This window comes from Streptomyces sp. NPDC048473 (assembly GCF_043200155.1).
Lineage (GTDB): Bacteria > Actinomycetota > Actinomycetes > Streptomycetales > Streptomycetaceae > Streptomyces.
Window position 1 is genome coordinate 24,291 of record NZ_JBICXE010000051.1, and the last position, 16,547, is coordinate 40,837.

The 16,547-nt window shown below is 67.9% G+C and carries 11 protein-coding genes and 5 pseudogenes; 10 read left to right on the forward strand and 6 right to left on the reverse strand.

What is annotated here, in order from left to right:
- Positions 1 to 61: 61 nt before the first annotated feature.
- Positions 62 to 754: pseudogene (locus ACGFU7_RS41030) on the forward strand (IS5 family transposase); the annotation flags it as partial.
- A gap of 602 nt (positions 755 to 1,356) precedes the next feature.
- Here the strand turns inward: ACGFU7_RS41030 and ACGFU7_RS41035 are convergent.
- Both ACGFU7_RS41035 and ACGFU7_RS41040 read right to left on the reverse strand, forming a co-directional pair.
- Positions 1,357 to 1,647 (reverse strand): annotated as a pseudogene (locus ACGFU7_RS41035) (HNH endonuclease); the annotation flags it as partial.
- Between the two features lie 414 nt (positions 1,648 to 2,061).
- A complete protein-coding gene (locus tag ACGFU7_RS41040) occupies positions 2,062 to 3,000 on the reverse strand; it encodes an RNA polymerase sigma-70 factor (protein ID WP_393703171.1) in 939 nt (312 codons plus the stop codon).
- Between the two features lie 173 nt (positions 3,001 to 3,173).
- On the opposite strand from ACGFU7_RS41040, the gene ACGFU7_RS41045 reads away from it, so the two are divergent.
- Positions 3,174 to 3,659: a carboxymuconolactone decarboxylase family protein gene (locus tag ACGFU7_RS41045; RefSeq protein WP_393703173.1), complete on the forward strand. Its 486-nt coding sequence runs from the start codon at positions 3,174 to 3,176 to the stop codon at positions 3,657 to 3,659.
- Positions 3,660 to 3,747: 88 nt separating this feature from the next.
- On the forward strand, positions 3,748 to 4,125 hold the full coding sequence (locus ACGFU7_RS41050) for a peptide deformylase (RefSeq protein ID WP_393703175.1): 378 nt from the start codon (positions 3,748 to 3,750) through the stop codon (positions 4,123 to 4,125).
- A 198-nt stretch (positions 4,126 to 4,323) separates the two neighbouring features.
- Here ACGFU7_RS41050 and ACGFU7_RS41055 read toward each other — a convergent pair whose 3' ends face one another.
- On the reverse strand, positions 4,324 to 5,685 hold the full coding sequence (locus ACGFU7_RS41055) for a hypothetical protein (RefSeq protein ID WP_393703177.1): 1,362 nt from the start codon (positions 5,683 to 5,685) through the stop codon (positions 4,324 to 4,326).
- 268 nt (positions 5,686 to 5,953) lie between these two features.
- Here ACGFU7_RS41055 and ACGFU7_RS41060 point away from each other — a divergent pair.
- Together ACGFU7_RS41060 and ACGFU7_RS41065 are read left to right on the forward strand one after the other, a co-directional pair.
- Positions 5,954 to 7,233, forward strand: a pseudogene (locus ACGFU7_RS41060) (ISAzo13 family transposase); the annotation flags it as partial.
- A gap of 80 nt (positions 7,234 to 7,313) precedes the next feature.
- Complete coding sequence (locus tag ACGFU7_RS41065) at positions 7,314 to 8,000, forward strand: transposase family protein (RefSeq protein ID WP_393703179.1); 687 nt, start codon at positions 7,314 to 7,316, stop codon at positions 7,998 to 8,000.
- 298 nt (positions 8,001 to 8,298) lie between these two features.
- Here ACGFU7_RS41065 and ACGFU7_RS41070 read toward each other — a convergent pair whose 3' ends face one another.
- Together ACGFU7_RS41070 and ACGFU7_RS41075 are read right to left on the reverse strand one after the other, a co-directional pair.
- On the reverse strand, positions 8,299 to 8,670 hold the full coding sequence (locus tag ACGFU7_RS41070) for a YybH family protein (protein WP_393703181.1): 372 nt from the start codon (positions 8,668 to 8,670) through the stop codon (positions 8,299 to 8,301).
- Between the two features lie 186 nt (positions 8,671 to 8,856).
- Complete coding sequence (locus tag ACGFU7_RS41075; protein WP_393703183.1) at positions 8,857 to 9,570, reverse strand: SDR family NAD(P)-dependent oxidoreductase; 714 nt, start codon at positions 9,568 to 9,570, stop codon at positions 8,857 to 8,859.
- 613 nt (positions 9,571 to 10,183) lie between these two features.
- On the opposite strand from ACGFU7_RS41075, the gene ACGFU7_RS41080 reads away from it, so the two are divergent.
- From ACGFU7_RS41080 to ACGFU7_RS41095, 4 genes and pseudogenes are all read left to right on the forward strand, one after another.
- Positions 10,184 to 11,908, forward strand: coding sequence for a PASTA domain-containing protein (locus ACGFU7_RS41080; RefSeq protein WP_393703185.1), 1,725 nt, complete (start codon positions 10,184 to 10,186; stop codon positions 11,906 to 11,908).
- A gap of 373 nt (positions 11,909 to 12,281) precedes the next feature.
- Positions 12,282 to 12,517, forward strand: a pseudogene (locus ACGFU7_RS41085) (IS630 family transposase); the annotation flags it as partial.
- 453 nt (positions 12,518 to 12,970) lie between these two features.
- Positions 12,971 to 13,981 (forward strand): YwqG family protein, encoded by a 1,011-nt coding sequence (locus tag ACGFU7_RS41090; RefSeq protein WP_393703187.1) that lies wholly within the window; start codon positions 12,971 to 12,973, stop codon positions 13,979 to 13,981.
- A 287-nt stretch (positions 13,982 to 14,268) separates the two neighbouring features.
- A pseudogene (locus ACGFU7_RS41095) lies at positions 14,269 to 14,909 on the forward strand (transposase); the annotation flags it as partial.
- Positions 14,910 to 15,594: 685 nt separating this feature from the next.
- On the opposite strand, the gene ACGFU7_RS41100 reads toward ACGFU7_RS41095, so the two are convergent.
- Positions 15,595 to 16,065, reverse strand: coding sequence for a DUF2000 family protein (locus ACGFU7_RS41100; RefSeq protein ID WP_393703189.1), 471 nt, complete (start codon positions 16,063 to 16,065; stop codon positions 15,595 to 15,597).
- Positions 16,066 to 16,123: 58 nt separating this feature from the next.
- On the opposite strand from ACGFU7_RS41100, the gene ACGFU7_RS41105 reads away from it, so the two are divergent.
- Positions 16,124 to 16,547: AraC family ligand binding domain-containing protein (locus ACGFU7_RS41105; protein ID WP_393703191.1), on the forward strand; the 424-nt coding region annotated here is incomplete at its 3' end.

A 16,547-nucleotide genomic window follows, 5' to 3' on the forward strand; every position in this document is an offset into this window, starting at 1 on the left:
CAATCACCGCCGATGAGCCAGGGCGCCGGCCTCAGCCCCAGTTCAGGCTGGCCCCTACCGGTATCCGATGCGAGAGATCGTGAACGTGATCCTCTACCAGTCGAAGACCGGCTGCCGGTGGGACCGCCTCCCGCACGACCTGCCCCCGCAGAGCGCGGCGTACTGCTACTTCGCCACCTGGCGCGACGACGGCACCGACAAGACCATCCACGAGCTGCCGCGCTGCCAACTGCGGGAGAATTGGCGCCGATTAGAGGACCCGAGCCTGGTAGTGCTCGACACGCAGAGCGTGCACGCTGCGGCCCATGTGCCGGCGGCCACGACCGGGAAGGATGCGGCGAAAAGAGTGCCGGGCAGGAAGCGGGGCCTGGCCGTGTACGTTCTGGGCCTGGTCATCGCGGTGGTGGTGCTCGCCGCAAGCGCGCACGACAACGCCGCGGGCACCGCCCTTCTCGACCGGGTCACCGAGGCGACCGCGACCGGTTCAGTCACCAAGGCACTGGTGGACCAGGGCTTCAAGACTTCGGTCGTCGACCACGGGCGAAGACACGGCATCGACGTCGGGATCGTCGAACGCAACCCCGCCGGCCAGGGCAAAGGCTTCGTCCCGCAGGCCAAGCGGTGGGTCGTGGAACAGACCTACGGGATCTTGATGTTCCACCGGCTCCTGGTCCGCGACTACGAGATCCGCCCGGCCGGCTCCGAGTCACGCGTCTACTGGGCGATGACCGACGTGATGACCCGCCGCCTGACCGACACCCACACCTTGCCTGGCGCGATGCCGCATGAACCGAAGGAGCCGGAGCCCGTGACCGTCGTGCAGCAGCTTCTCGACATGATCGCCGGGAAGGAACGGGACGCCACCGCCCGGGCCGAGCAACTGCGCGAACAGATCGACCACCTCACTGCCCGGCTACGGGAAACCGAGAAGGAACTCGACGAACTGCGCATCACGCACAAGAACGTCCTCGCTCTCACCGACCACCTTGACGTCGCGGCCGAGACCGCTGCCACCGGGCCGGTCCTGCCGGACGACCTGCCCGACAATCCCGCCCACCCGCAGATCCTCGCCGTCTTCACCGACACCGGCCGCCCACTGCGGGCCCGGACGTCTGCGAGGCCCTCGACCTCGGCATCGAGCCGAAGAACATCGAGGCCACCCGGGCCAAACTCAAGCGACTGGTCAAGCACGTAGTCATCGCCGACATCAAGCCCGGTCAGTTCGCCCGGCCCCGGCAGTGAACCGACGTCAACCCCTCTGACTTCACGGCCTGACCCGAACCACATCACTCAACGGACCTCACTTCGCACTGCTGCTCGCTCGTGGGGAGGGCCTTGGCAGCATCAGGGCCCCTTTCACGTGGTGTCTGGTGAGGGTGCGGGGGTGTAGGTGACGGTGTCACCGCCGCAGCCGGCCGCGATGTCCAGCAGCCGGTTCGTCGACGGCCAGGGCCCAGCGCAGCTTGGTCGCGGTCCATTCCGAGGCGTAGGGGCACAGTGCTCCGGCGGCCGGGGGAGCCATTCGGTAGGGTCCTGGTCGGCTTTGGAGCGGTTCGACCGGGCGGTGACCGCGACCAGGCTGGATGCTTGGCCGAGGTCGTTGGCGCAGGCCTCGCGGCGGGCCGCGGTCCAGGCTGAGACGCCAGCTGGCGGGGAGCGTCATTCGTACTGTGCCGAATTCCTCGGAACCCAGAGGGGGCACCTGCTTGAGTGCGGTCCACGGTGCATACATCTCGCGAGCACCGATACCGGCTTGGGCTGGGGGACTTACCCGGGCCAGCTCGGTCCAGCGTGCGATCTCCTGCTCGTGCGATCCGGTCATCGTCGCGGCGACAACGGCGGCCGCTGCGTCGTCCATGCCGCCCCGCCGCGTCAGAAGGCGAGCGGCCAAACCGGTTCATGAGGCTCACCCCCGTCGAAGGGGTGCCAGTCCCAAGGACCGTTGAAGCGCCACTGATGGCGATTCTTGAAAACGACCACCCGTACTCCTCAGGTCACTTGATCCGGCTCTCAAGCGTGTGGGGAGATGCCGGTTGTGTTCGTTTCCGAGGGGCCCCGGGCTCAGCGGCGCAGGGCGGTCTCCCGCTGCATGTGCGACAGTTTCTCGGGATTGCGCACGGCGTAGAGCCCGGTGATGAGGCCGTCGTCGATGCGCACCGCCACGACGGTGTCGATCGCGCCGTTGAGCCGGAGAATCAGCGCCGGGTAGGCATTGACCTGTGCCGGCCGCAGCGATGCTGCGGTGATCCTGCCCAGCCCTGCGGCCAGCAGGCGGGCCACCTTGTCGGCCCCCACGACGGGCCGCAGGACGGCCTGCTTGACTCCGCCACCGTCCCCCAGGAAGACGACGTCCGGTGCGAGGATGTCGAGCAGGCTCTGCAGATCGCCTGTTTCGGCCGCCCGTCGGAACGCATCGAGCGCGTCTCGGGTCTCGGTCGGGGAAACGATCCCGCGCGGCCGGCGCGCCGCGACGTGTGCCCGTGCCCGGTGCGCGATCTGGCGGACCGCGGCCGGGCTCTTGTCGACGGCGTCGGCGATCTCGTCGTACCCGAGGTCGAACACCTCGCGCAGCACGAACACCGCCCGCTCGGTCGGCGTGAGCGTCTCCATCACCAGCAGCATCGCCATCGAGACGCTGTCGGCCAGCTCGACGTCCTCGGCCACGTCGGGCGCGGTGAGCAGTGGCTCGGGCAGCCAGGGGCCGACGTAGGACTCCCTACGGCGGCCGAGCGTACGCAGCCGGCTCAGCGCCTGGCGCGTGGTGATCCGGACCAGGTACGCACGCTGATCCCGCACCGTGCCGAGATCGACACCCGCCCACCGCAGCCAGGTCTCCTGCAGGACGTCCTCCGCGTCGGCGGCCGAGCCGAGCATCTCGTAGGCGACGGTGAACAGCAGGTTGCGATGGGCGACGAACGCCTCGGTGGCGGGGTCAGCGCGTCCGCCGCCCGCGAGCTGCCCGACCGTGTCCTCTGTGTGCTCGCTGTGCTCGCTCTTCACCGGCTGCTCCTGCCTGTTCGCTCTCGACGGTGCCACGCGCACAAGACGCCGGTCCCCGCAGCTTTGTGACACCCATGAGCGGTGGCGCACGTCACACGACCGCCCCGTCACAAGGAGCGGGTCGCCGGCATCTCGTGTTCATCCAGTGCAACACCACGAGTGAGGACGAAGTCATGGACGCCCGATTCAACCTGTTCGACAACGAGATCGCCGCCAAGTTCGCCAAACGGTTCGCCAACGCCAGCCTGGTGATCCACCAGTCGCCGCTGCCGAAGTCCACGCAGGAGCTGGTGTCGCTGCGCGCCAGCCAGATCAACGGCTGCGGTTGGTGCATCGACATGCACACCAAGGAGGCCGCAGCCGCCGGTGAAACCGCGGTCCGGCTCAACCTGGTCGCCGCCTGGCGCGAGTCCACTGTGTTCACCGAGGCCGAGCGGGCCGCTCTGGCGCTCGCCGAAGAGGGCACCCGGCTCGCCGACGCCCACCATGGCGTGTCCGACGAGACCTGGGCCCAGGTACGAAAGAACTACGACGACGACCAGATCGCCGCGCTGGTCTCCCTGGTCGCCCTGATCAACGCGGCCAACCGGCTCGCCGTGATCGTGCACCAGCAGGGAGGTTCCTACGAGCCCGGCATGTTCGCCGCCGCGTTGAACTGATCGGCAGACGAATCCGGCCCGGCCCAGGATCATTCGATCCAGGCCGGGCCCGCGCGTGTCCGGGCGCGGCTACGGCGACCCTGAACACATGGCTGAAACCGGCGACCTGGCTGGCCAAGCAATAACCCGCGTCAGGGCTTCAAGATCAATCCACGGCATCGCGGCCCCGCGGATCGGCATCGCACGAGCCGCCGCCGTCGTCCAGCCGCCCGGCGGCGGCACCCCCGCCATCGTCCTGCTCAACCCGCGGATCACCACCCGCTCCGAGGAGATGGACGAGCAGTACGAGGGCTGCCTGAGGTTCGTCGACGTCCGCGGCCTCGTACCCCGCCCGCTGAAGATCACGGTAGAGACCACAGCCCTGACCGGCAAGATCGTGACCACCGGGTACGAACGCGGCCTCGCCCGCCTCATCCACCACGAAATCGACCCCACCTCGACGGGCTGCTGTACACCGCCCGCTTGAGGACCCGGCGTCGACCCGATCCCGGTGGAGGAGTACCGGCAGACCGGCCGGGCCTGGCTGCACGAAGGCGCCAGACAGCCCTGTCGCCCGCTGCCGTGACCGACGAAATGTCCTCGAGCCGCCGCAGCAGCACTTTCCGGACGTCGGCGTCCCGCGCCACGGGTCCAGCTCGGCGACATGCGTAACGCCGTCGGAGCTTCACGCCCGCTTCATCAGTCGGTCCATGTGCCAGTCCCACTTGATCCGGGTCCGGGTAGTGTCGGCGTTGTCGTTCGGGTCCGGATCGGGGGTTCCGGAGGTGGCTTCGGCAGTCACGGTCGCCTTGTCCGACGACCAGGCCTTGACTCGTACCGTGAAGGTGCGTGACTCTCCGGCGGCCAGGGAGCCTGCCTGCCAGCGCAGTTGGGCACGGGTTGTGGCCTCGGGTGCGGGAACAGCATCCAGTACGCGCAGGCGCTTGAGCCCGTCGAGGGTGACGACCACGTCGGTGGCGGTGTCGGGGCCCTTGTTGGTCACGGTGAGGGTGTAGTCGTACGGCTGCTTCAGCCGTACGGTGGACGGGGCTTTGAGGCTGACGGCCACGTCAGCAAAGACCATCGGGGCAACGGCTTCGATCTTCCCGATCCGGTTGCCGCTGCGCTCGGTGAACCAGAGGCTGCCGTCCGGGCCCGCCGTAATGCCCTGCGGCTCGCTGCCCGGGTTGGGCAGTGGGTATTCGGTGACGGCCTCGGTTCCCGGGACGATCCTCCCGAGCCGGTTGCCGGAGTTCTCCGTGAACCAGAGGTTGCCGTCCGGTCCTGCGGCGATGCCGAGGGGACTGCTGCCCGCGCCGGGAAGAGGGTATTCGGTGACGGCCCCCGTGCCGGGGACGATCCTCCCGAGCCGGTCGTCGAAGTATTCGGTGAACCACACATTGCCGTCCGGGCCCGCCGTGATGCCGTACGGATAGCTTCCGAAGGCGGGGAGGGGGTACTCAGTGACGGCCCCCGTGCCGGGGACGATCCTCCCGATCCGGTCGCCGAAGCTCTCGGCGAACCAGAGGTTGCCGTCCGGGCCCGCAGCGATGCCGTACGGCTGGCTGCCCGGGGTCACGGGGTATTCGGTGACGGCCCCCGTGCCGGGGACGATCCTCCCGATCCGGTCGCCGAATGCCTCGGTGAACCAGAGATCGCCGTCCGGGCCCGTGGTGATGCCGAACGGGCTGCTGCCCGGGTTGGGCAGTGGGTATTCGGTGATGGCCCCCGTGCCGGGGACGATCTTCCCGAGCCGGTTGCCGTCGCGTTCGGTGAACCAGAGGTTGCCGTCCGGGCCCGCCGTGATGCCGGCGGGTGAGCTGCCCGGGTTGGGCAGTGGGTATTCGGTGACGGCCCCGGTTCCCAGGACGATGCTCCCGAGCCGGTTGCCGTCGTACTCGGTGAACCAGAGGTTGCCGTCCGGGCCCGCCGTGATGCCTTCCGGGGTGCTGTTCGCGTTCGGCAGGGGGTATTCGGTGATGTCCCCGACGTCGGCGATCGCCACATCGGCCGGACCGATCAGAATTCCTAGGAGGACAGCGGTCACAGCCGCAATCGCCGATGTCCTTTTGACGAACCACATGGGTTTCTCCAGCGCCCGAAGGGGAAGTAAAACATGTCTGGACGTAACGTCTAACGCATCGCCACAAGCCTTTGGGTAAGCCTCACTGGACCGGGCAGAAACTTCACCCATGATCTGCTGCCGGTGTAACTCACCCTGTCATCGCCACGCTCGGCCTGCTGCTCGGGCTGGGGGTGGCCATCATCGCCACTGTCGCGATGCGGCTGCTCGGTCGCCCGCCTCGGCATCGAGGCGGGAGGAGGGTTTCAGTCTGCAGGCCGACTCCAAGACCGTCGAGGGCAAGCAGCACCCGGACCGGGACGCCCAGTTCCGCTACATCAACGAGCAGGCCAAGGACCACATCGGCGCCGGGGACCCGGTAGTCAGCGTGGACAGCAAGAAGTAAGGAACTGGTCGGCCAGTACAAGAACGCGGGGCGTGAATGGCAGCCCACGGGTGATCCGGTACAGGTCAAGACGCATGACTTCCTGGACCGGGAGGGGCCCGGCAAGGCGATCCCGTACGGCATCTACGACATCGCCGCGAACGCCGGCTGGGTCAGTGTCGGCACCGACCACGACACCGCCGCTTTCGCGGTCGCCTCGATCCGCCGCCGGTGGCACGGGGCCGGACAGGGCGACCACCCCCGCGCCCGTCGGCTGCCGATCACCGCCGACGCCGGGGGCTCCAACGGCTACCGCACCCGGGCATGGAAGACCGAACTCGCCACTCCGGCCGCCGAGACAGGCCTTGAGATCACGGTGAGTCACCTACCGCCGGGCACATCGAAATGGAACCGGATTGAGCACCGGCTGTTCTCCCACATCTCCATGAACTGGCGCGGCAGGCCCCTGACCAGCCATGAAGTCATCGTGCAGTCCATCGCGGCGACCACCACCCGCACCGGACCGAGGGTCCGCGCCGAACTCGACACCGGCGCCTACCCCACCGGCGTGAAAGTCGACGACGCCCAGGGTCGACGCGCTGACGATGACCCGCCACCGCTTCCACGGCGACTGGAACTACACCCTCCACGCACACCATGCCCAGCGCGCGCCCACAGCCACCAGCACTCCACACGGCGCGGAACCACGGCGGTGGGACGCCCGGCAGCACACCCGCCTCACCGACCCGGAACTCACCGGTATCACCCGCTCACAACTGGACACCCTGATCAGCGAGTTGGCGGCCCTCCAGGGTGCCCGACGGGAGGACCAGCGCCGCCACCGACGCGGTCGCGAACGACAGCGAGCCCCCGGCACCGGCCCCCGACAGGCGTTCACCGACCCCGACCGGATCCTGGCCACGATCCTCTACCAGCGCGGCTGCTTCACCCACGCCCTCCTCGGCGAACTCTTCGGGACCAGCTCGCAGACCATCACCCGCACGATGCAGGACACCCAGCCCCTCCTGGACCAGCACGGCTGCACCGTCCCCCGCTCCACCGCACGATTCACCACCCCCACCGACCTGGCCGCCTACCTCGACGCCTACGGCACCGAGCCCCCGGACGACATCAAACACGCATGTTGATTTTCTGTGAGCCCTTAGCGGCTTTGTGCACAGTTAGAGCCGGTAGGCCGGGGGCTGTGATCGTGGATCATGGTTAGGTGGTGACGAATCGGACTCGCGCAGTGATCACCGGTAATCAGCGGATCACGGGGCCGACTCCCGTGGTCATCGCTGAACTCGTCGCTGAGATTGGCTGGTTGTGGCACGAGCGGCACCAGGAACGGCTTGCCTCCCGCCCTCGGAAGCGAGCCGTAGGAGCCGGAGCGAAGCACCAGCTGGTGTTCGTCGACCGGCTGTTGGCCACCCTCGTCCACCTCCGTCACGGCGCCACCCACGGCGTACTGGCCTGCTGGTTCAGCGTGGACCGCTCCACCATCACACGCACGATCGGTGAAGTACGGCCCCTCTTGGCGATGCGCGGCTGCACCGTCGCACCCGACGTCCGTCTCCGCACACTCGCCGAGGTCATCGACCATCTCGGTGCGAGCAGGCAGAGCGGGATCATCGACGGCACCGAAATCCGGGTGCGGCGCCCGGCCGCGGGACACACGGGCCGGGGAAAGTTCCTCTCTGGCAAGAACAAGCAGAACGCCGTCAAGTCCATGGTCGTCACGGACGCCGACGGCAGATTGCTGTTCTGCAGCCCAGCCGAACCCGCCAGCTGCGCGGACATCACTCATGCCCGAAAGTTAGGCCTGGTGTGGCTCCTTGCGGATGGGCCACGCGTGGAGCCTTGGCCGATGCCTGCTACCAGGGGCTGGGAGCCCAGACGGGCGGGCGGGTGGTGACACCACCGCACCGCAAGTCAAGAAGAACGTTCCCGACTGGTACGAGGAAGTGCACGAAAGCCGGCACAAGGCCCACTCCTCGCGCCGCATCCGCGTCGAGCACGGCATCGCCCACCTCAAGAACTGGCGAGCCCTCGCTCGCCACCACGGCCGCCGCGAGCACATGACCGACACCATCCAAGCCGTCGCCGGACTGCTCTCCCACCAGCAGTCCGCCACCCTGACGACCAATTGCCAATGTGAACACCGGACGGAACGAAGACCCTCGACGTCCCGCCGCCAACCGTTCACGAGGTCGTCAGTCGAGGCGGGAGACCTGGTAATGGCTGATGTACCAGCCCTCCTCCGTACGCTTCACCAGGACGCCGAGGTTGACGCTGAAGGTGGGGCGGTCGGTGAACGAGAAGTCAACGCCAAGGTAACCGAGTACGACGTCGTCGGCGGGGCGTCTGGTTTCGAGAATTCGGTACGTGACCGTCATCCCAATGGGCTGGGAGCCGTAGTAATCGGCAATGCCTGGCCTTCCGACACTGTAAGGGTGCAGTCCCTGGAAAATCGCGTCTTCGGTGAACTGGGAGGCAGCCTGCCGCGGTTCGTCGCTGTCGACGGCGGCCTTCCACCGGTCGAGGACACCGCGCAGGATCGCTTCGCTGTCTATCGTGCTGTTCATCAGGGTTCTCCTGCTGATGGAATCGGAGCTCAGAACTGCTGGGTCCGGTGAGTCACGGTGGGAGCGAGGCCAACTGCTCGATGTGTCCGGAAGTGATGTCGAGGGTCGTGCTGATGCCGCAGTCGGCTTGCTCCCTGCTGGTCAGCGAGACCTCCCAGTCTCGTGTCGCGAGCGGTGTCCTGCGCGTCAGCGGCCAGCACTCACGCCGCCGTCGACGTGGAGGATCTCACCGGTGACGAACGGAGCGTTCTCCAGGTAGATCACGGCGTCGGTGATGTCGCTCTGCTCGCCCATCCGGCCGACCGGCTGCAGGGCCGCGAGGGCGTCATAGGTCTCCTCGGGGTGCATAGAGGTCTTGATAGTGCCCGGTGAGACAGCGTTGACACGAATGCCGCGCGTGGCGTACTCGATGGCGAGGGACTTGGTGGCGGACTGCAGGCCGCCCTTGGTCAACGAGGCCAGCACGGAGGGGACTCGGGAGTCCGCGTTGTCGACCAGGCTGGTGGTGACGTTGACGATGTGGCCGCCGCCCTGGGCCAGCATCTGCGCGACGGCCAGCTGGGTGATGCGGAAGAAGCCGGTGAGGTTCACACCGGTCCCGGCGGCGTAGTCGTCCTGGGTGTAGTCGGTGAACGGCTTGGCGACGAAGACGCCCGCGTTGTTGACCAGGGTGTCGACACGGCCGAACCGCTCGACGCCAGCGGCGATGACACGTTCGGCGGTGGCGGGGTCGGCGATGTCGCCCTGGACGGTCAGGACGCCCGCGCCGTTGGACGGGGCGATGGTACGCGAGGTGGCGACGACGGCGTAGCCGAGCTTGCGATAGGCGTCGACGAGGCCGGCGCCGATGCCCTGCGAGGCACCGGTGATGACTGCGACCTTCTGGCCCTGAGTGCTCATGATGACCTTCCGAGATGGGGTGGGCGCGATCTCTCGCGCCCATGACAGTAGGTTCACCTGCTCGGTAATGCCTTTATGACAGTCGCCCCGAGCCGGATCTCTCACTCCATGTCAGCAACACGGCCACCATGACCAGCTCAGCGACCAGGTCAAACAGCCCGAGACTGGCTGGCCTCACCGCTGATATCACCGCCACTGACACGGAACCGAGAGAGCCCAGACAGGATCCGGGCCCGTGGCATGTCCGGATGGGTCAGGACAGACCGGTGGTGCCGACGGCGGCGCGGGACCGGTTGCGTGCCCACCTTTTGAGGTCGCCGAAGTAGAGGGAACAGCGTTCAGGGCGCACGGGTGCTCAGGCCCCGCCTCGGTGAGGTGGACGCCGAACTGATGCCGGTCCTGCCGCGGGCCGGGACTGCAAGCCCTATTCACCGTGCTCAGCCAACCCTGCGCCGTACGTCGGGCGGCCGAACTGCTACCACCACTGAGCCGGCTCCCTGGAGGCCGCCGCGGTTGGAGACTCCAGGCCCTCGGGGACGAGACTGCGGGCGACCCGCAACGGGATCGAGGCACTGGTGTTCGACCGTAGATCAACAGCCGCTAACATCCCCATATGTCCCAGACTGCCGCGCAGCGCCTCCTGCGGAACGACTCGCGCACCGCGAAGGTGGCGGCCCATACGTCCGTCGCGCTCCCGACCGGCGGGGCAGAGGCTCTGCTCCGTACCCTCCGAGCCGGGGAGACGGTGCTGGCTCTCTACCGCCAGGAGCTGGGGTACGCCGCGCTCACCGAGGACGCCCTCATCCTCCTGGGCGGGGGGTCTACGCCGCAGGCTACGCGGGTTCCGAGGCCCCTGACGATCCTGCGCCCCGCGGACGGCAGCCGGGGGCGCGCAGACGTGTCGGTAGAAGGGCGACGCATCCGCCTCCAGGGCACGCAGTTCGACCAGTCCGGCGAACTCATCCCGCAGACCGGGGAACCGGTGCCCGATCCTCCGGCCGACCCGCGCATCGCCACGGCCGCCGCCGGCGAGAGCATCTCCCTCTCCGACGGCGACAAGAAAGTGCTGCTGGAAGAGCTCGAGCCCGATGAAGCCGTCCGGTCCATGTACCACAACGGTTGGGGCTATGCCGTGCTCACCGGGAACGGCCTCGTCCTTATCCGGAATCTCCTGACACCCAAGGCAACCCGCGTGCCCAAGCCCCTGCAGATCCTCCGCCGCGGGTACGGCATCTTCGGCTCCGTCGAGATCCTCGTCGACGGGAAACCACACAAACTGCACGGCTCGAAACTCGACCCGAAGGGAGAACTCCTCGAAACTGTGGGGGAACTCCTGCCTCCCGGCTCCCCTTTGCGCCCCAGCCGCGGGACGCGGTTCTCGACATGGGTACGCCGACACCCCGTGTTCATGTCCACAGTCGCGGCCGGGGTGTTCTTCGCCGGCCTGAATTCGGGCTCCAGCCGGGAAGAGGCCGTGGCGCAGAATCGCGCAGACCAGACCTTGGCAGTCCCCGATTTCAACGGGACCTCTCTCACCACAGCCGCTGCGGAGGCTCGCCTCCATCCGTGGCAGGCGGTGTCGGCAGCCGACGCCTCCTCCGCCTACCGGCCGGTGAAAATCACCGAGCCCAACTGGCGGGTCTGCTTCCAACACCCGTCCCGCGACGAGACGGTCCGCCCTTCCGGCACGACGCTGACGCTGTACACGGTCCCGGTGCAGGAGGAGTGCCCGACACGGCTGCACGGCCCCCGCCTGGTCATGATGCCGGGCCTCGTCGGCGAGCGGCTCGACGACGCCTCACGCACCCTCGGCGACCTCGGCCTCGACCACGTAGACCACTTCCACGCGCATACCGGCAAGCATCTGGACGACGAGCCGCAGGACCTGGCCGACCGGCAGGTGTGCCGACAGCACCCTGAACCGGACGCCAAGGTCTCCACCGCGACGCAGGTCGACCTGTGGCTGATCGGTCCCAGCGCCCCCTGCGCCGAGCCCAGCCCGACCCCGGCCCCGACCCCGAAGCCGAAACCGAAGCCGAAGCCGCGCCCCCAGCCCTCGTACGGCAGCACCACGGGCGGCGGCGCCACAGGAGGCAGTACCAGTGGCGGCTCATCCAGCACCGCAGGCAATACCAGTGGCGGCTCATCCAGCACCGCAGGCTCCACCAGCGGCGGCTCCTCCGGCAGTTCGGGCGGCAGCCCCCGCAGCCGGACCGGCGCCCAGTTCGGGCAGTACTGCTCCCCCGTGGGCGCCACCGCGACGACCGCCGACGGGCGGCCCGCGAAGTGCTTCAAGGGCAAGGACGGCCGGGCTCGGTGGGGGTACAACTCCGGGTAGCGAAATCTGCCGGTGTCGTCGCGGAGGGGTGAGCAGATTCGTCTCACGGAGCCTGGGCCGCCACCTTCTGCACGTCCGGCGCGCCACCCTTGGCCAAGCGGCGGCTGTTACCGCCGCTTTGGCCGCTGTGATGCGGACTGCTCGTAACGCACCGGAGAGTCCGGCCGGAGGCGGCACCCTGAAGTGGAACGTGGGCATGGCGTGCAGCTCCTGCGTGACGTCGTCCACCAAGTGGGCGGACAACCAGAACAACACGTCTGTCGCGCACTGGATCACCTCGGAAGCGGACCCGTACAGCGAGCGCTGGGGCACCGTGCAGACGACCTGGTCCGGTACGGGCAAGGAGATCACCGATCTGGGCTGGTCGATCACCGAAGGCGCGGTGGTGGTGTCGGTGGACGAGAATTCGCAGATCCAGGCGCTGGACCGGTCTCAGCCGGTGCTGCCGATGATGCCGGGCATGCCCGAGCGCCGCACCCATGACTACATCCGCAATGGTCTGACCACCCTCTTCGCGGCCTTCGACGTCGCGACCGGCGAAGAAGTCGTCACCTCGTTGCATCGTCGGTACGGGCAGCGGAGTTCAAGAAGTTCCTCATTGAGATCGACAAGAAGTTCCTGGTCACCTCCGATTTCGGAAGGGTGCTCGGGCTGAACCCACCGACATGTGCGGGAAGTTGGCCCGTGTAAGCATGCCGGTCCAACGGGTGCGCGAGGCGTCTGCGGCGGCCGGGAGGGCGACGGCGGTCGTGTAGCGGAGGCTGGTCTTGGCGCGGCTGTGTCGGCCGGTGACCAGTAGGCTCGCCGATCATCATTGCTCGGTCGGGAGGCCAGGTGGATATGGAAGCGCTGGGAACGCTGCTGCGAGCGCGTTTGCCCGCGATGCACGGGCAGGTCCGATTGGAACTTGTCGAGCCAGGCCTTGACCTCGCGTCGGATGGGCGCCTCACCGTGAGGCTGTGCATGCACAACGACCGCACCGGCGAATACGGAGAGTAGACAGTCCAACTGGCCCCGGCAGCGCAGGACCCCGAGCGTGCCCACGCCTACGCCCGGGCGTGGGTGCAGTCGCTGCCGTCCCTGCTGGCATGTGTCGTCGACCGGATGGGCGAACGGTCTGTGGCCCCCAGCCTGCTGGAGTTTCCTCAAGTAGTACTCGAACAGAGCCAGGCGCAGACCACAGCGCAGTTCGTCGAACAGTTCACTGACCCCCGCACAGTGCGGGCATGGGCCGCAGCAGCGGATGCCGCCAACACCGCGGAGTGGGTACGGGATGTCTGCCAGGACCTGCGGCTGGGCAAGCACGCTGACGCGCTGGTCGCATTGTGCCGCACCGGGTTCGACCTGACCCCCCGCTCCGACGGCATGGCCGCTGGGCGCACCCGCCTAGGCGGGTGTCCCGACCTGCCGTCCGGTGCGGCGTGGCCGCACCGCCGAGATCGCGCGATGACCTTCCTGGCGCAGATCGATCTGGCCGAGATGAGCCGGTGCGGCGATGACCGATTGCTGCCCTCGGCCGGATTGCTGCAGATCTTCGCCGATCTCACCAGCGGCACTGCGTGGGACGACACGGCACACGGACCAGGGGTGCTGGTCATGACCCAACCACCCGACACCCGCGAATTCGTCGCCACGGCGGCTCCTGCGGGAGCCGAGACGTTCCCGCAGCGCGCGGTGATCCCCTCGGTGAACCTGACGCTGCCCCCGCTGGACAGCCCCTTTTGCCGCGACTTCACCGACTTGGACCTCACTAACCGTGACCCTGCCTACCCAGGTGAGGAGTTCGCGGCGTTCATCGAGTTCCTCAACGAGTTCCATCCCCCGTTGGATGACGATAACCGACCTCAGCACCGCCTGCTCGGCTACGCCGATCCCCTGCAGAACGACCCCTGGGAGCAATGCGCGACCGCTGAACCGGACGTGCCGCCCACGCAATGGCAACTGCTCGCCCAGATCGACTCCGAACCGGATGCTCTGCTTGGCGACAACGGCCTGATCTACGTCTTCATCCCACGCGATGCGCTGGCGGCGGGCGACTTCACCAGGGCCCGCGGCGTATGGCAAACGCATTGACCACATCGTCAGTTCTGCCACGACTTGGGACAAGGTGAGTGCGGCGGGGCCGGCCGGGCCCCCGGCAGCGGTTGTCTGTGTGGCCTGTTCACGGCGGGTGTGTTCGCAGTCTGGGCACAGGCCGCCCTCAGCGGGGCGGTACCCGTCCGGGCCCACGGTGTTGGGCGCGACATCCGACTGACAGCGCGGACACTCCCAGGCAGCTTCCCACCGGGTCCGCTACTCGCGCCGCCGCTGGTCCTCCACGGCCCGGGCCGCTTCCTGCTCCTGGCGGCGCCGGTCCTCGCGAGCGTCGTTGCTCCCCGGCCAAGATCCACAAGGCCGGCAACCGACGGCTGGTCACGTTGATACGGCCGAAGGCACCGCGGATGGCCGAGCGGCTGGTCGACGAGATCTTCACCGCCCTGGACGAGCAGACCGTCACCGGCACCGAAGCCGCGGCCCGGATCGTCCCCAGCCTGGCCGAATCCCTGACTGCCGTCCTTGACCAGCGCAAACTGCTGGCCGGGCGCATCGAGGAACTGCTGGAGGCCCACCCTCTTTCGAAGGTCCTGACCTCGATGCCCGGTGTCGGCGTCGGGACTGGAGCCAGGATCCTCATCGAGGTCGGCGACGGCAGCACCTTCACCACCGCCGGCCACCTCGCCGCCTACGCCGGCCCCGCCCGGCAACCCGCAACTCGGGTTCCTCGAACCGCGGCAAACAGCCCTCCCGGAAAGGAAACAAGCAGCTCAAACGGGCCTTCTTCCTTTCCACGTTCGCCGCCCTCGCCGACCCCGCATCCCCCGCCTACTACGACAAGAAGATCGCCCAGGGCAAGCACCACACCCAGGACCTGCTCTGCCTCGCCAGATGCCGGGCAGACGTCCTCTTCACGATGCTCCGCGACGGCACCTGCTATGAACCTCGACCGGCTCAAGCAGCGTGACCGGGCAGGACGTCAGAACCGCTCAAGAGCCCGCTGGCCTGCCGCTCTCTGCAACACCCGCAGGGGTGGAAGACCTCCGGAACTCGTCCAGCAGCCGAAAGAACGCATCCAGAGAGGGCTCCCCGGGCAAGTTCTCTGCGATCGCGCCGTCGGCAACCCGTCGCCATCGACCATCCGCGGGTCCAGCTGAGCCATGAGGCGAACCCACCGCTCGTCGGATGGAACTCGAATGTCTCATCAGCATCGTGGACCTGAAGGGCAAGGTGCTACCCGAACACCATCAGCGCGAGCTCCTTCAACGAGCCGTCACGCACCCATACCCCCGGCCGCTGCCGGACCGCATCCAACCGCTCGTAGACGTCCCGCCACTTTCCGACCGGCCGCAGCTTCAGCCGCCTGTCTGACGCTTCCGTCGCACCCCCGCATCGCCTGGCCAGTCACGCCAGAAAGCTAACCCGCCACCTTGACGAACCACATAGGGGCACCCCCGACGAGCCCGGCAAGCGTGGTGCGGCGGGTGGGGCCGGATACGCGATCACCCGATGCGCACGTCATGCCGACCCAACGTACGCGCCGCGCCTTTGGGCCTCTCTCCGCAACACCCGCCGTTCGGCGCTTCCCACCGTCGGATCGACATATAGCAATCGACGCGGTAAGCAGCGCCTCTGCGGTGAGGTCGCGCTGCTCAGGGGTGCATCCGCGCACCCTTGAGGACTTTGTCCACCGCGTTGCGCGGCCCGTAGATGGCCATCCCTACCAGATCGAGCTGGTCCTTTCCCACAGCCCGTACAGCGGCCCGATTGTCCCGGTCGTTGCCCGTGGTGAACAGATCCGAGGTGAACACGGCTCTCGGCAGCGAGCGGGACAGCGCACGAGCGTGCGCAGCGGTCAGCGTCTCCTTCGTCCCCTGGAAGATCAGCACGGGCTGGCGGAACATCGGCAGATACGTGGTGTCGTCGGCATCCGCGTACGGCTCGCCGATAACCTCCTGCGACGCCGTGCCGAGCCCGCTGACCACGAAGGCGGTCACATTCAGCCGCTGCCAGGGCTCCAGGTCGTCGCGCAGCAGTACGGCGATCTTCGTGTCGAAGCGGACAGGCACGTCCTCGTCGCCCGCACCGGTCTCGACCCGGATCCCAGCCTTGGTCTCATTCATGGTTCTCATGCTCTGAGACTGCAGGGTTCGCGTCTTCTCCGTCTTGTACGTTCTTTGCATGGTGCCCCGGCAGGAAGTCTCCGCTTGGCGCCCGCCGGTCGCGGGTGTCGTGGAGGTCTTCCACGCCCACTTCACCGAGCACGCGTACCCCATGCATGTCCACGACGCCTGGACCCTGCTGATTGTCGACGACGGGGCGGTCCGCTACGACCTGGACCGCCACGAGCGCGCCACCCCGAACGACACCGTGAGCCTGCTCCCGCCGCAGGTCCCGCACAACGGCTCACCTGCCACCCCTCACGGCTTCCGCAAGCGCGTGCTCTATCTCGACATGTCGCAGCTGGACGAGAGCTTCATCGGTCCGGCGGTGGACGGCCCCGACCTCATCGATTGCGTCCTGCGCAGACGCGTCGGGCAACTGCACACAGCCCTCGCCAACCGGGGCGACGAGTTCGAGGCGGAGAGCCGCCTGGCCCTCATCG

Excerpts from the sequence above, each read along its gene's own strand:
- ACGFU7_RS41045 (WP_393703173.1), top strand. The coding sequence starts at position 3,174 with ATGGACGCCCGATTCAACCTGTTCGACAACGAGATCGCCGCCAAGTTC.
- ACGFU7_RS41070 (WP_393703181.1), bottom strand. The coding sequence starts at position 8,670 with ATGAACAGCACGATAGACAGCGAAGCGATCCTGCGCGGTGTCCTCGAC.
- ACGFU7_RS41050 (WP_393703175.1), top strand. The coding sequence starts at position 3,748 with ATGGCTGAAACCGGCGACCTGGCTGGCCAAGCAATAACCCGCGTCAGG.
- ACGFU7_RS41100 (WP_393703189.1), bottom strand. The coding sequence starts at position 16,065 with ATGAATGAGACCAAGGCTGGGATCCGGGTCGAGACCGGTGCGGGCGAC.
- ACGFU7_RS41075 (WP_393703183.1), bottom strand. The coding sequence starts at position 9,570 with ATGAGCACTCAGGGCCAGAAGGTCGCAGTCATCACCGGTGCCTCGCAG.
- ACGFU7_RS41080 (WP_393703185.1), top strand. The coding sequence starts at position 10,184 with ATGTCCCAGACTGCCGCGCAGCGCCTCCTGCGGAACGACTCGCGCACC.